This window comes from Streptomyces sp. Y2F8-2 (assembly GCF_014905555.1).
In the GTDB taxonomy this organism is placed as follows: Bacteria; Actinomycetota; Actinomycetes; order Streptomycetales; family Streptomycetaceae; genus Streptomyces; species Streptomyces cynarae.
Window position 1 is genome coordinate 195,954 of sequence record NZ_BNGS01000004.1, and the last position, 13,040, is coordinate 208,993.

Here is a 13,040-nt window from a genome sequence, read left to right on the forward strand (position 1 = left end):
CCCTCTCGACAAAGCCTCCCGAAAGAGGACTCCATGGCCACCGTCCTGTCCGTCTCCGGCAGCCCCTCCGTCTCCTCGCGCACCAACCGCCTGCTGCGCCATCTGGACCAGCGCCTGACCGCGCAGGGCCACGAGGTGGTCCCGCTCGACGTGCGTACCGTCCCCGCCGAGGCCCTGCTCGGCGCTGACTTCCGCCACCCCGCCATCGTCGAGGCGACCGAGCTGTTCGCCCGCGCCGACGGAGTCGTCGTCGGCACCCCCGTCTACAAGGCCTCCTACTCCGGTGTCCTCAAGGCACTGCTCGACCTGCTCCCGCAGTACGCGCTCACCGGCAAGACCGTGCTGCCCCTGGCCACCGGCGGCAGCACCGCCCATGTCCTGGCCATCGACTACGCCCTCCGGCCCGTCCTCAACTCCATGGGGGCAGCCCATATCGTCCAGGGCTGGTTCACCCTCGACAAGGACATCACCGTCCAGGAGGACGGCTCCCTCGTCATCGCGCCGGCCGCCACCGAGGCGCTCCTGCAGGTGGTCGACCAGTTCTCGGCGGCCCTCGGGCACACCCCTGTCCTGGCGGCGGCGGGATGACCACCGCCCATGTGATCGCCGACGACTCCGAGGCCCTCGTCGTGGCAGCCGCCCTGGCCGACGACTTCCGGGCCGGGGCGTCCCGGCGCGACGCCGACCGCACTCTGCCGCGTGAGGAGCTGGACAGGCTCTCCACGTCCGGGCTGCTGGCCGTCACCGTGCCCGCCGAGCACGGTGGCGCCGACGTCACCACGGGGACCCTCGCGGAGATCTTCCGGCTGCTCGCCACGGCCGACGGCAGCCTCGCCCAGATCCCGCAGAGCCACTTCGCCTACGTCAACGTGATCCGCCGCCAGGGGACACCGCAGCAGCAGAAGTTCTTCTTCGCCGAGCTGCTCGCCGGCCGCCGCTTCGGCAACGCCCAGTCGGAGGCGGGTACGAAGCACGTCCAGGACATCCGCACCCGTCTGGAGCCCCTGCCCGACGGCTCGTACCTCCTGAACGGCGTCAAGCACTACTCCACCGGCGCCCTGTTCGCCGACTGGATCCCCGTGCTGGCCCGAGACGACAACGGCAACCTGCAGGTCGCCTTCGTACCGAGCGACGCCCCCGGGCTGACGGTGATCGACGACTGGGACGGCATGGGCCAGCGCACCACCGCCAGCGGCACCGTCCGCCTGGTGGGCGTGCCGGTGCCCGCCGACCGGGTCTTCCCGCACCACCTCACCTTCGAGGGGCCCCAACTCCACGGCGCAGTCGCACAGTTGCTGCACGCGGCCATCGACGCGGGCATCGCGGCCGGCGCCCTGGCCGAGGCCGCGGAGTTCGTACGGGCCAAGAGCCGCCCCTGGTTCGAGAGCGGGGTCGACACCGCCGCGGAGGACCCGCTGCTGATCCAGCGGTTCGGCGAACTCGCCCTCCAGGTGCGCACCGCCGAGGCACTGCTGCGTGAGGCGGCCCGCGCGGTGGACACGGCCCGCGCCGGCCTCACCGACGACTCGGCGGCCGAGGCGTCGATCGCCGTGGCCGCCGCGAAGGTACGGGCCGCCCAGGCCGCCGTGGAGGTGGCGGGAGCCCTGTTCGAGGTGTCCGGCACCCGCTCGGCGGTGAACTCGCTCAACCTGCACCGGCACTGGCGCGACGCCCGCACCCACACGCTGCACGACCCGGCCCGCTGGAAGATCCAGCACATCGGCCGCTATGTGCTGAACGGCACGAGGCCGCCCCGCCACGGCCTCCTCTGACAGACACTCACGGAACGGAGACCTTCGTGTCCCTCACTTTCCACTGGTTCCTGCCCACCAACGGCGACAGCCGCCATGTGGTCGGCGGCGGCCACGGCACCCCGGCGACCGCCTCCGGGCGGGACCGGCCGCCGACGGTCGCCTACCTCACCCAGATCGCCCGCGCCGCCGAGGACCTCGGCTTCGTCGGAGCGCTCACCCCGACCGGTGCCTGGTGCGAGGACGCGTGGCTGACCACCGCGATGGTCAGCCAGAACACCGAGCGCCTGAAGTTCCTCGTGGCCTTCCGCCCCGGGTTCGTCTCGCCGACCCTCGCCGCGCAGATGGCCTCCACCTTCCAGCGGCAGACGGGCGGACGGCTCCTCCTCAACGTCGTCACCGGCGGCGAGAGCCACGAGCAGCGCGCCTACGGCGACTTCCTGGACAAGGACGCGCGGTACCGGCGTACCGGTGAATTCCTCGAGATTGTACGGGAGTTGTGGGAAGGCAAGACCGTCGACCTGCACGGCGAGCACCTCCAGGTCGAGGACGCCAAGCTGGCCCGGGTCCCCGACCCGGTCCCCGAGGTGTACTTCGGCGGGTCGTCGCCCGTCGCGGGGGAGATCGCGGCCCGGCACGTCGACGTCTACCTCACGTGGGGAGAGCCGCCGGCCCAGGTCGCCGAGAAGGTCGCGTGGATCAGGTCGCTCGCCGCGAAGGAGGGCCGGACCCTGCGGTTCGGCATCCGGCTGCACGTGATCACGCGCGACACCGCCGAGCAGGCGTGGGCCGAGGCCGACCGGCTGCTCGACGGTTTCGACCCCGAGACCGTGGCGTCCGTCCAGGCCGGGCTCGCCCGCAGCGAGTCCGAGGGACAGCGGCGGATGCTCGCGCTGCACGGCGGAGGCAGGGACGGCCTGGAGATCCACCCCAACCTGTGGGCGGGGATCGGACTGGTGCGCGGCGGCGCCGGCACGGCACTGGTCGGCAGCCACCAGGAGGTCGCCGACCGGATCAGGGAGTACGCGGCGCTGGGCATCGAGGAGTTCGTGCTGTCCGGCTATCCGCATCTGGAGGAGGCGTACTGGTTCGGGGAGGGGGTGCTGCCGAGGCTGGCGGCGGAAGGGCTGTGGCGGCATCCGTCCGGGGCGCGGGACGCCCTCGCGTCACAGGTCCCCTTCGCGAGCTGAACCGAGGGCCGCCAGGTGGTCGAGGTGCGCTCGGCGCGACTGGGCCGTCTGGCCCTGCACCAGCAGGAACATCCCCTCGCGGGCGAGCCGTTGGGCCGTGCTCGTCAGCATCATCGCGCGGCCCCCGCCGGCCACCACCGCCGCCGTGGTGGCCACGCGCAGCACCTCGTACGCCTGCGTCCTGAGCGCCAGCCGCTCCTGAAGGCGTTCGTGCGGGGCCGCCTGGTCGGCCAGCGCGTACGCCCGGCCCCTCAGCTCGCCGAGCCGGGCCCCCAGGGGCGCTGCGGTGTCGTCGTCCAGCAGGCCGAGCGCCGCCCGAGCCACACCGAACACCGCCGGTGAGGTGTTCACCGTCTTCGGCCGGTCGGCGGCCGCCCACCGCTCGTACGGCGTCCGCAGCGCCACCGCGTCCTCCGGCAGCCACAGCCCGTCCAGTTCCAGCGTGACCGTGCGGGCCGCGGTGAGCGCCGCCAGCCGCAGCGGCGCCGACGCCCGCAGCCCCGGCTGGTCGCGGGCCTCGGTGAAGGCGAACAGCGCCTCGCCGGCGTCGGTCACCCCGGCGAGCAGCATCACGTCGTTCAGGCCCCAACCGGTGTACCAGGGCACGGTCCCGTCGAACCTCCACCCGTCCCGCTCCCGCCTGACCCGCACCGGCATGCGCGGATACGACCGCAGATGGGCGTACGCCACCCCCGACAGCAGCTCCCCGCGCGCCAGCGGGCCGAGCAGGCGCTCCCGCACGGGCAGTTCGCTCTGCGCCAGCGTCAGCACCGGAGTGTGGTGCTGGGTCTGCACGAACCACGTCGAGCAGCACGCCCCCGCCAGGATCTCGGCGGTCTCCCGAGCCACCGCGGCGGGCGCGCCCGAGCCGCCGTACTCCACCGGGGCGCTCACCCCGAGCAACCCCGACCGCTTGACGGCCTCGATGTGGCTCACGGGCACGCCCTCCTGGTCGACACGCTCCGCCTGCGGTGCCAGGACGTCGGCGGCGAGCTGTCGGGCACGGGCGACGAGAGGGTGAGCTGTGGTGGCCATGAGGACGATTGTCCGATGCGCAGGAGTCGGGACGACGCAGGACGCCGCGCAGCGCCGCCGAGTCACGCGGTCACATGGCTGCGGATTTCACCACATGGACGTCGCCCCTCCTGACGTCCGGTCGGCTGGCGTGGTGTCATGCACCTGACCATCCTGATCCTCGACCGAAGGGTCACCTCATGCGAACCCCCCACGCCCTGCTCGCCGCGGCCACCGTGCTGGCCGCCGCGACCGTGGCCTCTCCGTCCCACGCGGCCGCCGCGCTCCCCGCCGCCGGCGCCTACTACGTCCAGAGCGTCACGACCGGGCTCGACGCGGCCGACCACGGGGGAGCCGTCGAACAGCACAATCCCAAGGGCAACGAGGACCACCAGCAGTGGAACCTCAGAGCGAGCGGATCCTCGTACCTCCTGGAAAGCGCCGACACGGCGGGCAGCTGCCTCGGCCGCTCGGGCGACCAGGCCCGCACCGTCGCCTGCGCGAGCGCCGACGCGGCCTGGGACATCACCCAGGCCGGAGGCGACCAGTACACACTCAAGGCGCCCGGAACCGACCGCTACCTGACCGTGGCCGCCAAGGCCTCCGGTGCCAACTACCCCGCCCAGCTCGCCATCGGCTCCGCGAGCGGCCTCGCCTCCTGGTACCTCACCCCGGTCACCTCGCCCACCAGCCCCATGCCGTCCGCCGACCGGCGCACCCTCGACCAGGTCACCTTCCTCACCGCGCACAACGCCTACGCCAACGGCGTCGACGGCGGCTTCGCCCCGCCCTTCGTCAACCTCGTACCCAACCAGGCGCGCGGGATCAACCAGCAACTCGCCGACGGCGTGCGCGGCTTCATGCTGGACATCCATCAGACCCCCGACGGTGCGATCCTCTGCCACAACAGCTGCACCCTGGTCAGCAGTCCGGTCGCCCTGTGGGTGGACGTCCAGCGGATGGTGGACTTCCTCAAGGCCCACCCCGATCAGTTCATCACCGTCTTCCTCGAGGACTACGTCGACCCGGGCGTCCTGCGCGGCGAACTGGCCCGTGTGAGCGGCCTGTCCGACGTCCTCTACCGACCCGACCAGACGGGGGTGAAGCAGAACGGCTGGCCGAAGATGGCCGATCTGATCGCCGCGAACCACCGACTGCTGATCTTCACCGACCACAGCCGCTCCGCCGACGAGGCGGCCGGGCTCACCCGTGACAGCTTCGGTGTGATGTACCAGAAGGACTGGACCGTCGAGAACTACTGGTCCATGGGCTCGGGCATCGGCTCCTCCGACTGGTCCTGCCACAGCCGCTGGTACGACGCGAACACGAACATTCCGCTGACCCGCACCGAACCGGGCTTCCGCCCGCTGTTCGTCATGAACCACTTCCGCGACGCGACGATCTCGTCCACGGCGCGCACGGACAACACCAAACTCACCGACCGCGCCCAGCGGTTCTGCCAGCCGGCCGCCCGCAAGAAGCCCAACTACCTGGCCGTGGACCGCTACGACCTCGGAGACCCGGCCTCCTCCGTCAGCACCCTGAACACGTATACGTATCCCTAAAGGGCGTGCGCCGGAGCCCCGGAGTATGTGCATGATCCACCCATGACCTCACAGACGATCACCGCGGACGCCGCGGGCACCTGGAAACTCGGCGACCTGCCCGTCCACCGCATCGGCTTCGGCGCGATGCGGCTGACGGGCAGCGCCGCCTTCCACCTCGGGACGCCGAGCGACCGCGAGCAGTCGATCGCCGTGCTGCGCAGGGCGATCGAACTCGGTGTCAACCACATCGACACGGCCGCCTTCTACTTCTCGTCGCTGCGCTCCGCGAACGAGATCATCAACAGCGCGCTGGCGCCGTATGCGGACGACCTGGTGATCGTCGCGAAGGTCGGCCCCTACCGGGACTACTCGGGGGAGTGGGGCACCTCCGCCCGGCCAGACCAGCTGCGAGGCCATGTCGAGGAGAACCTGCGGCAGTTGGGCCGTGACCACCTGGACGTGGTCAACCTCCGCCGCATGCGGCAGGAATCCATCGCCGAGCACTTCGGCGCGCTCGCCGAACTGCGCGAGGCCGGGCTGATCCGGCACCTCGGCATATCCAACGTCAGGACCCGCCACCTCGCCGAGGCGCAGGCGATCGCGCCCGTGGTGTGCGTACAGAACCAGTACGGGCTCCACCGGCCCGATCCGGAAGCGGACGAACTGCTGCGGATATGCGGCGAACAGGGCATCGCCTTCGTGCCGTTCTTCGCCATCGCGGGCAAGGGCGCCGAACAGGGGCCGTCCGGTGACGAGGCGGACGAGGTCGACGCGATCGCACGGGCCCACGGCGCCACCCCCGCCCAGGTCCGCCTGGCGTGGACGCTCCAGCAGGGCCCGCACGTCCTGGCCATCCCGGGCACCGGCAACCCCGACCACCTGGTGGAGAACGTGGCGGCGGGCGCGCTGCGCCTGACCGCTGAGGAGATGGCCCGTCTGGACGCGCTGCACCGCCAGGGCGAGTGAGAGTCCGTGTCGCATCCCCGGCCGGGATGTGACACGGACTCCGAGCCTTCAGGGTGTCGGGGACCGCACCGGCTCCATGGCGTCGGCGAACGTCCGCGGAGCCAGCCGGGCGGCGGCGTACGCGCACAGGCTCAGCCAGCACAGGGCGAGCAGCCAGCCGCCCAGGACGTCGGAGAACCAGTGCACCCCCAGATACACACGGGTCAGGCCGACCGAGACGCCCCAGGTGAGCACGAGGGCCACGAGGCCGGCTCTGCCGCGCGGGGCACGGACGAGGATCGCGAGCGCCAGCAGCCCTGCGGTGAGCGCGGCCGTCGTCGTATGGCCCGAGGGGAACGACCAGCCCGAGGCGTGCGTGACCCAGTCCGTGCGCTCCGGGCGCGGGCGCGTGGCCAGCGTCATCACCCCGTACCGCACGGTCTGGCCGACGGCCAGACAGGCGACGCAGGCAGCGGCGGCGAGAACGCCTTTGCGCGCCGTGCGGCCCATCACGACACCTGCCGCGGTGGCCAGGAGGTAGGGAACGAATCCGGTCCCCGTGTACGTCACCGCGCGTGCCGCGGCCACCGCGACAGGCGGACGGTGGCCGAGCGACCAGCGCAGCAGGTCCGTGTCGCCGAACAGCGGGGCGCCGCCGCGCCCGGTCACGGTCAGCGCCAGCAGCACGAACGCCGCCAGGGCGCCGAGCGCCGTGGAACCGGCGAGGTCGGCCGTGTCCGCCCGCCTCACGACCGCGGCCCCGGTGCTGGGGCCGGGTACGGCGGTGCGGTGCGCGGTACGGCGCCCATGGGGGTGAGCCCCTTTCATAATGGACGTGCGGATCCGGCCCGGCCGGACCCGCGAAGACTACACTTCTGTAGACGGTCTACAGGAATGTAGACGAAAACCGGGGTGAGGAAGATTCCATGGCCGAAGCGAAGGACGAGCGCCGCCCGGCGGGCGAGCTGGAAGCGAGCGTCATGGCCGCACTGTGGGCCGCGGACGCCCCCCGGACCCCGGGCCAGGTGCAGCAGAGCCTCGGCGCCGGCCTCGCCCGTACGACGGTCACGACGATCCTGTCCCGGCTGCACGAGAAGGGCATCGTCGACCGCCGCCGCCAGGGCCGCGGCTACGCCTACTTCCCCGTCCAGGACGCCCACGGGCTCACCGCCCGGCGCATGCACACCGAACTCGACCGGGACAGCGACCGGCACACCGTGCTGGCCCGCTTCGTCGCCCAGCTCAGCGAAGACGACGAGCGCGTCCTGCGGGACCTGCTGGAATCCGGTGAGCAGTGACCTTCCTGCTGCTCCTCCCGCTCGCGCTGCCGTTCGTGATGCCCCCGCTGGCGCGGCGCGCCCTCGAGCGGCTCGCACCCCAGGCCGCGCTGTGGGTGGTGACCTGCTGCACGGTCGTCCTCGCATGCTGCTCCCTGACCGCGCTCGGCGCCTTCGTGCTCACCGGGCTGCTGGAACTGCCGCTGTTCGCCGCGCTCGGTGACCTGGTCCGCCCGCTGCGGGCCGGCTCGGACCTGTTCGTCGTGCCGGCGGCGGCGTTCTCGGTCGGTGGGCTCGCCGTGTGCCTGTGGACCCTGTGCCGTACCGTGCTGCGGCAGGCCCGGGCGTTCCGCGCCGCCACCAGCGAGGCCGACCGCCGCACCCCCGCGGGCGACCTGTGCGTGATCGACTCCCCACGCCCGGACGCGTACGCGCTGCCCGGGCGACCGCACCGCATCGTCGTCACCACCGGGATGCTGCGCAGTCTCAGCCCCGACGAGCGCGAGGCGCTCTTCGCGCATGAGCGGGCCCACAACGCGGCCGGGCACCACTACTTCCTCGCGGTCGCCGAACTGGCCGCCCTGTGCCACCCCGGGCTGCGGTCCGTGGCGCCGGTCATCCGGCTCGCGGTCGAGCGCGCCGCCGATGAGGCCGCCGCGGTCGTGGTCGGCGACCGGCGACTGACCGCCCGGGCGATCGGCCGCGCCGCCCTCGCCACCCGCACCGCGCCCGACGAACGGCCCGCCTTCCTGCCCGCCGCGACCGCCGGGCCCGTGCCCCAACGGGTCGCCGCCCTCCTGACCGCCCCGCGCACCCCGCACCGGACTGCCCGCTCGATCGCCGCCCTCCTCGTCGCCTGCGCCGCCGTGTCCGCCTGTGCCTCGGCGACCGGCGTCATCGGCTTCCACCACGAGGTCGAGGTCGCCCAGGGCGAAGAGGCGCACTGAAACCGCACCGCCACTGAGTCCGACCGGGGGTGGCGCAGCCCACACCGGAGCGCTCGACGGTATGCCGTACGCTACGTGTTACGTATAACTCCCTGCTCCCGCGCCGCACGCCGCACGCCGCACGCCGCACCCGGAAGGCCCCATGACACGCATCGCCCTGGTCACCCTCGTCGTCGACGACTACGACACCGCGATCCGCTTCTACACCGACGCCCTGGGGTTCCGGCTCGTGGCCGACGAGCCGAGGGGCGACGGGTCCCGGTGGGTCGTGGTGGAGCCCGGTGCCGACGGCCATGGCACGGGTCTGCTGCTCGCCCGGGCCAAGGACGAGGCGCAGCGCGGCCGGGTCGGTGACCAGACCGGCGGGCGTGTGGGCTTCTTCCTGCACACCGACGACTTCGCCCGCGACCACGCCCGGATGACCGCCGCGGGCGTCACCTTCCTTGAGGAGCCGCGGCACGAGCCGTACGGCACGGTCGCCGTCTTCCAGGACCTGTACGGCAACCGCTGGGACCTCCTTCAGCCCGCCGAGTAGTCCCCCTGGCTGATCCCCCGAAGAGCAACCCGCCGCGTCCCCTGAAGAACAACCCGTCGAGGAACCACCGCACATGACCGCCCCGCGCATCGACACCGACACCCTCCGCCGCCTGCCCAAGGCCGTCCTGCACGACCACCTCGACGGCGGCCTGCGCCCCGCCACCGTCGTCGAGCTCGCGCGGGAGGTCGGCCACACCCTGCCCACCACCGACCCCGGCGAACTGGCCGCCTGGTACTACGACGCCGCCAACTCCGGCGATCTGGTGCGCTACATAGCCACCTTCGAGCACACCCTCGCCGTGATGCAGACCCGCGAGGGCCTGCTGCGCACCGCCGAGGAGTACGTGCTCGACCTCGCCGAGGACGGCGTCGTCTACGGCGAGGTGCGCTACGCCCCCGAGCTGATGGTCCACGGCGGGCTGACCCTGAACGAGGTCGTCGAGACCGTCCAGGAGGGGCTCGCCGCCGGCATGGCGAAGGCGGCGGCCGCCGGTACCCCGGTGCGCGTCGGCACGCTGCTGTGCGGCATGCGCATGTTCGACCGGACCCGCGAGATCGCGGACCTGGCCGTCGCCTACCGTGACGCCGGTGTCCTCGGCTTCGACATCGCCGGCGCCGAGGACGGCTTCCCGCCCGCCGACCACCTGGCCGCCTTCGAGCACCTGCGCAGCGAGAGCGTCCCCTTCACCATCCACGCGGGCGAGGCGCACGGCCTGCCCAGCATCCACCAGGCCCTCCAGGTCTGCGGCGCCCAGCGCATCGGCCACGGAGTCCGCATCACCGAGGACATCGTGGACGGAAAGCTCGGCCGCCTGGCCGGCTGGGTGCGCGACCGCCGTGTCGCCCTGGAGATGTGCCCGACCTCCAACCTCCAGACCGGCGCCGCCACCTCGATCGCCGAGCACCCCATCACCGCCCTGAAGGACCTCGGTTTCCGGGTCACCCTCAACACCGACAACCGTCTGGTCTCCGGCACGACGATGACCCGGGAGATGTCCCTGCTGGTCGAGGAGGCGGGCTGGACCCTAGAGGACCTGCGCACCGTCACGGTGAACGCGGTCAAGAGCGCGTTCATCCCGTTCGACGAGCGCAGCGCCCTCATCCGGGACGTGGTCCTGCCCGGTTACGAGGCCGCGCTCTGAAGCAGTCCCCGTACGTAGGCGGCCTGTCCGGCGTGCTGCAGATCGTCGGACAGGACGCTCACCAGGCGAACGCCGAGACTGACCGGCGGGTCCCAGCGTTCGTCGACGATGCGCTCGAGGTCCTTGGCGGCCAGACCCCGCAGGGCCTGAACGGTCTGCTCGTGCACGGCGTCGTAGTACCCGGTCAGCAGGTCACCGGAGTCCACCCGGACCTTGGCGACCTTCGCGGGGCTGTGCCCGTACCCGGTGTCGTGGCGCGGCAGATCGAGGCCGAAACGCTTCTCCCAGCCCTGCGACAGCCACACCTGGTCGAGGTCGAAGGCGTCGGCGACATGGTCGTCCTGGACGCGGGTGAGGTGCCAGACGAGCCAGGCGACGGAGTTCGTGTCGGCGGTGGGCCGGGCGTTGAGGTCGTCCGGATCCAGGCCGTCGACGGCGGCGTGGACTTCTTCCCGGATGCGGCCGTAGCCGTCGATGAGGATGTCCTTGGCATGCATGGCTCCACCATCGCGCATCGCCGCCCGTCATGCGTCCGGATCCCGGCTCCCCTCCGCGTCACGGCGGTGGCGACGCCAGGCCCTCGACGTCGAGCAGGGTGATCAACGCCCGGGCCGCCGGTCCGGTGGCCCGCTCGGATGGCAGCAGGGCGACGGTCTCGTACTCCGGCCCGGCCGCGGTCTTGAGGGGGAGCGCGGTCAGCGACGGGCGCTTGTGCCGGAAGTGCCGGGGTACGACCGCGATGCCCAGGTTCTCGTCGACCAGGTCGAGGAGGCTGTGCACGTCGTTGACCTCCAGCGCCACCGTGCGCCGTACGCCCGCCGCGGAGAACGCCGCGTCGGTGGTGCGCCGCGGCCCCCAGTCCGGGTGGAAGTCCACGAAGACCTCCCCGCCCAGGTCTTCGGGCGTGAGCACCGCTCCGCGCGACGCCAGGCGGTGGTCCGGATGGCACAGCACCGTCATCGACTCGCTGGTCAGCGACATGGACCGCAACTGGTCGGTGTCCGCCTGCGTGCGGTAGGCGAAGGCCAGGTCCAGCCGCCCGGCGGCGACCTCCTCGGCCAGCGCGCCCGAACCCGCCTGCCGCAGCCGGATCTCCACATCCGGGTGGCGCCGCCGGAACGCCGCGAGCAGCCCGGCCACATGCACTCCCGGGATGCACTGCTCGGTGCCGAGCGCCAGCGTGCCGCGCAGGACGCCCTGCACCGCGGCCACCGCCTCGTGAGCCGCCCGGACCTGTGCCAGGATCCGCTCGGCCTCGCCGAGCAGGGCGCGCCCGGCCTCGGTCAGGGTCACCCGACGGGTGGTGCGGACGAACAGCGGGGCCCGCAGTTCCCGCTCCAGCGCCCGGATCGACGCCGACAGGCCCGACTGGGAGACCATGAGGCGTTCCGCCGCCCGGGTGAAGTGCTGGTCCTCGGCGACCGCGACGAAGTGCTGGAGGTGGCGCAGTTCCATGATTGAGAAGCGTAGCCGCTGAATTCCATCGCATTCTTCTGTTGGACCACTGCCCGCAGGCAGGGCGAGAGTGGTGACCGGTTCCCCGGAACCTCTCACCCGTGCGCCAACCCCTCTGGAGTCGCGTTGTACACCGCCCATCCCGACCGCTACGAGGCCATGCCCTACCGCCGCACCGGACGCAGCGGCCTGCAGCTGCCCGCGCTGTCGCTCGGCCTGTGGCACAACTTCGGCCCGGACCGCCCGGTCGCCACCCAACGCGCCATCCTGCGCCGCGCCTTCGATCTCGGTGTCACACACTTCGACCTGGCCAACAACTACGGCCCGCCGCCCGGCGCCGCCGAGTCCGCCCTCGGCGAGGCGCTGAAGGCGGACTTCGCGCCGTACCGCGACGAGCTGGTCATCTCCACCAAGGCCGGCTATCTGATGTGGCCCGGGCCGTACGGCGAGTGGGGCTCGCGCAAGTACCTGCTGTCGTCGCTCGACCAGAGCCTGAAGCGGATGGGCCTGGACTACGTCGACATCTTCTACTCGCACCGCCCGGACCCCGACACTCCGCTGGAGGAGACGATGGGCGCCCTGCACTCGGCGGTCCAGCAGGGCAAGGCGCTGTACGTCGGCGTCTCCAACTACTCCCCGGAGCAGACCCGCGAGGCCGCCCGCATCCTCGGCGAGCTGGGCACCCCGCTGCTGATCCACCAGCCGCGCTACTCGATGCTGGACCGCCGTCCCGAGGACGGGCTGCTGGACACCCTGGACGAACTCCAGGTCGGTTCCATCGCCTACTCGCCGCTGGAGCAGGGCCTGCTCACCGCCCGCTACCTCGACGGCATCCCGGAGGACTCGCGCGCGGCGAGCGACAGCCCGTTCCTCAACTCCGACGCGGTCACCGAGGAGCTGGTGGGCAGGCTGCGCGGCCTCGACGACATCGCCAAGTCCCGCGGCCAGTCCCTGGCCCAGATGGCCCTGGCCTGGGTGCTGCGCGGCGGTCGGGTCACCTCCGCCCTGGTCGGCGCGAGCAGCCCGCAGCAGTTGGAGGACAGTGTGGCGGCGATCGGCAACCTGGACTTCGATGCCGAGGAGCTGGCGCGGATCGACGCGCTCGTCCAGCAGTGAGGTGACCACCGGGGTCCGACGACAACGCCACGCCGCTGGGGGTGCCCCCACGCCGTTCAGGCAGTGGGGGAGTGCGGACCAGGCCCCGCGAGCCCGGCATGAACCGAACGAGCGGCCGT

The 13,040-nt window shown here is 72.2% G+C and carries 14 protein-coding genes; 10 read left to right on the forward strand and 4 right to left on the reverse strand.

Translation table 11 applies throughout. From position 1 onward, the window contains the following. Positions 1-33 precede the first annotated feature (33 nt). The 3 genes from ssuE to SY2F82_RS15265 are packed head-to-tail and all read left to right on the forward strand — an operon-like array spanning position 34 to position 2,941. Positions 34-588 (forward strand): NADPH-dependent FMN reductase, encoded by a 555-nt coding sequence (ssuE, locus tag SY2F82_RS15255; protein ID WP_200419612.1) that lies wholly within the window; start codon positions 34-36, stop codon positions 586-588. Next, a complete protein-coding gene (locus SY2F82_RS15260) occupies positions 585-1,772 on the forward strand; it encodes an SfnB family sulfur acquisition oxidoreductase (RefSeq protein ID WP_200419613.1) in 1,188 nt (395 codons plus the stop codon). Before ssuE ends, SY2F82_RS15260 begins: the two co-directional genes overlap by 4 nt. A gap of 26 nt (positions 1,773-1,798) precedes the next feature. Then, complete coding sequence (locus SY2F82_RS15265) at positions 1,799-2,941, forward strand: LLM class flavin-dependent oxidoreductase (protein WP_200419614.1); 1,143 nt, start codon at positions 1,799-1,801, stop codon at positions 2,939-2,941. Here SY2F82_RS15265 and SY2F82_RS15270 read toward each other — a convergent pair. Next, entirely contained in the window at positions 2,918-3,976 is a 1,059-nt protein-coding gene (locus SY2F82_RS15270) for an acyl-CoA dehydrogenase family protein (protein ID WP_200419615.1), read from the reverse strand. The genes SY2F82_RS15265 and SY2F82_RS15270 overlap by 24 nt on opposite strands. Positions 3,977-4,155: 179 nt before the next feature. Here SY2F82_RS15270 and SY2F82_RS15275 point away from each other — a divergent pair, with 179 nt between their 5' ends. Further along, on the forward strand, positions 4,156-5,520 hold the full coding sequence (locus SY2F82_RS15275) for an RICIN domain-containing protein (protein WP_200419616.1): 1,365 nt from the start codon (positions 4,156-4,158) through the stop codon (positions 5,518-5,520). 42 nt (positions 5,521-5,562) lie between these two features. After that, complete coding sequence (locus SY2F82_RS15280; protein WP_200419617.1) at positions 5,563-6,468, forward strand: oxidoreductase; 906 nt, start codon at positions 5,563-5,565, stop codon at positions 6,466-6,468. A gap of 48 nt (positions 6,469-6,516) precedes the next feature. Here the strand turns inward: SY2F82_RS15280 and SY2F82_RS15285 are convergent, their stop codons facing one another. After that, positions 6,517-7,197, reverse strand: a complete 681-nt coding sequence (locus tag SY2F82_RS15285; protein ID WP_200419618.1) for a phosphatase PAP2 family protein — start codon at positions 7,195-7,197, stop codon at positions 6,517-6,519. A gap of 176 nt (positions 7,198-7,373) precedes the next feature. On the opposite strand from SY2F82_RS15285, the gene SY2F82_RS15290 reads away from it, so the two are divergent. The 4 genes from SY2F82_RS15290 (at position 7,374) to SY2F82_RS15305 (ending at position 10,350) form a co-directional block, all read left to right on the forward strand. Then, entirely contained in the window at positions 7,374-7,745 is a 372-nt protein-coding gene (locus SY2F82_RS15290; protein ID WP_200419619.1) for a BlaI/MecI/CopY family transcriptional regulator, read from the forward strand. Then, complete coding sequence (locus SY2F82_RS15295; protein WP_236041472.1) at positions 7,742-8,671, forward strand: M48 family metalloprotease; 930 nt, start codon at positions 7,742-7,744, stop codon at positions 8,669-8,671. The genes SY2F82_RS15290 and SY2F82_RS15295 overlap by 4 nt, the downstream gene beginning before the upstream one ends. Before the next feature lie 142 nt (positions 8,672-8,813). Next, complete coding sequence (locus tag SY2F82_RS15300; RefSeq protein WP_200419620.1) at positions 8,814-9,206, forward strand: VOC family protein; 393 nt, start codon at positions 8,814-8,816, stop codon at positions 9,204-9,206. A gap of 73 nt (positions 9,207-9,279) precedes the next feature. Beyond that, positions 9,280-10,350, forward strand: coding sequence for an adenosine deaminase (locus SY2F82_RS15305; RefSeq protein ID WP_200419621.1), 1,071 nt, complete (start codon positions 9,280-9,282; stop codon positions 10,348-10,350). On the opposite strand, the gene SY2F82_RS15310 is transcribed toward SY2F82_RS15305, so the two are convergent. Together SY2F82_RS15310 and SY2F82_RS15315 are read right to left on the reverse strand one after the other, a co-directional pair. After that, a complete protein-coding gene (locus SY2F82_RS15310; protein ID WP_200419622.1) occupies positions 10,332-10,847 on the reverse strand; it encodes a DUF664 domain-containing protein in 516 nt (171 codons plus the stop codon). The genes SY2F82_RS15305 and SY2F82_RS15310 overlap by 19 nt on opposite strands. 58 nt (positions 10,848-10,905) lie before the next feature. Then, entirely contained in the window at positions 10,906-11,805 is a 900-nt protein-coding gene (locus SY2F82_RS15315; RefSeq protein WP_200419623.1) for a LysR family transcriptional regulator, read from the reverse strand. A 126-nt stretch (positions 11,806-11,931) separates the two neighbouring features. On the opposite strand from SY2F82_RS15315, the gene mgrA reads away from it, so the two are divergent. Next, positions 11,932-12,921, forward strand: a complete 990-nt coding sequence (gene mgrA / locus SY2F82_RS15320; protein WP_200419624.1) for an L-glyceraldehyde 3-phosphate reductase — start codon at positions 11,932-11,934, stop codon at positions 12,919-12,921. Positions 12,922-13,040 lie beyond the last annotated feature (119 nt).

What these genes read in the sequence shown, in the direction of transcription:
- ssuE (WP_200419612.1), top strand. Translation starts at nt 34, where the DNA reads ATGGCCACCGTCCTGTCCGTCTCCGGCAGCCCCTCCGTCTCCTCGCGC.
- SY2F82_RS15260 (WP_200419613.1), top strand. Translation starts at nt 585, where the DNA reads ATGACCACCGCCCATGTGATCGCCGACGACTCCGAGGCCCTCGTCGTG.
- SY2F82_RS15270 (WP_200419615.1), bottom strand. Translation starts at nt 3,976, where the DNA reads ATGGCCACCACAGCTCACCCTCTCGTCGCCCGTGCCCGACAGCTCGCC.
- SY2F82_RS15275 (WP_200419616.1), top strand. Translation starts at nt 4,156, where the DNA reads ATGCGAACCCCCCACGCCCTGCTCGCCGCGGCCACCGTGCTGGCCGCC.
- SY2F82_RS15280 (WP_200419617.1), top strand. Translation starts at nt 5,563, where the DNA reads ATGACCTCACAGACGATCACCGCGGACGCCGCGGGCACCTGGAAACTC.
- SY2F82_RS15290 (WP_200419619.1), top strand. Translation starts at nt 7,374, where the DNA reads ATGGCCGAAGCGAAGGACGAGCGCCGCCCGGCGGGCGAGCTGGAAGCG.
- SY2F82_RS15300 (WP_200419620.1), top strand. Translation starts at nt 8,814, where the DNA reads ATGACACGCATCGCCCTGGTCACCCTCGTCGTCGACGACTACGACACC.
- SY2F82_RS15305 (WP_200419621.1), top strand. Translation starts at nt 9,280, where the DNA reads ATGACCGCCCCGCGCATCGACACCGACACCCTCCGCCGCCTGCCCAAG.
- SY2F82_RS15310 (WP_200419622.1), bottom strand. Translation starts at nt 10,847, where the DNA reads ATGCATGCCAAGGACATCCTCATCGACGGCTACGGCCGCATCCGGGAA.
- SY2F82_RS15315 (WP_200419623.1), bottom strand. Translation starts at nt 11,805, where the DNA reads ATGGAACTGCGCCACCTCCAGCACTTCGTCGCGGTCGCCGAGGACCAG.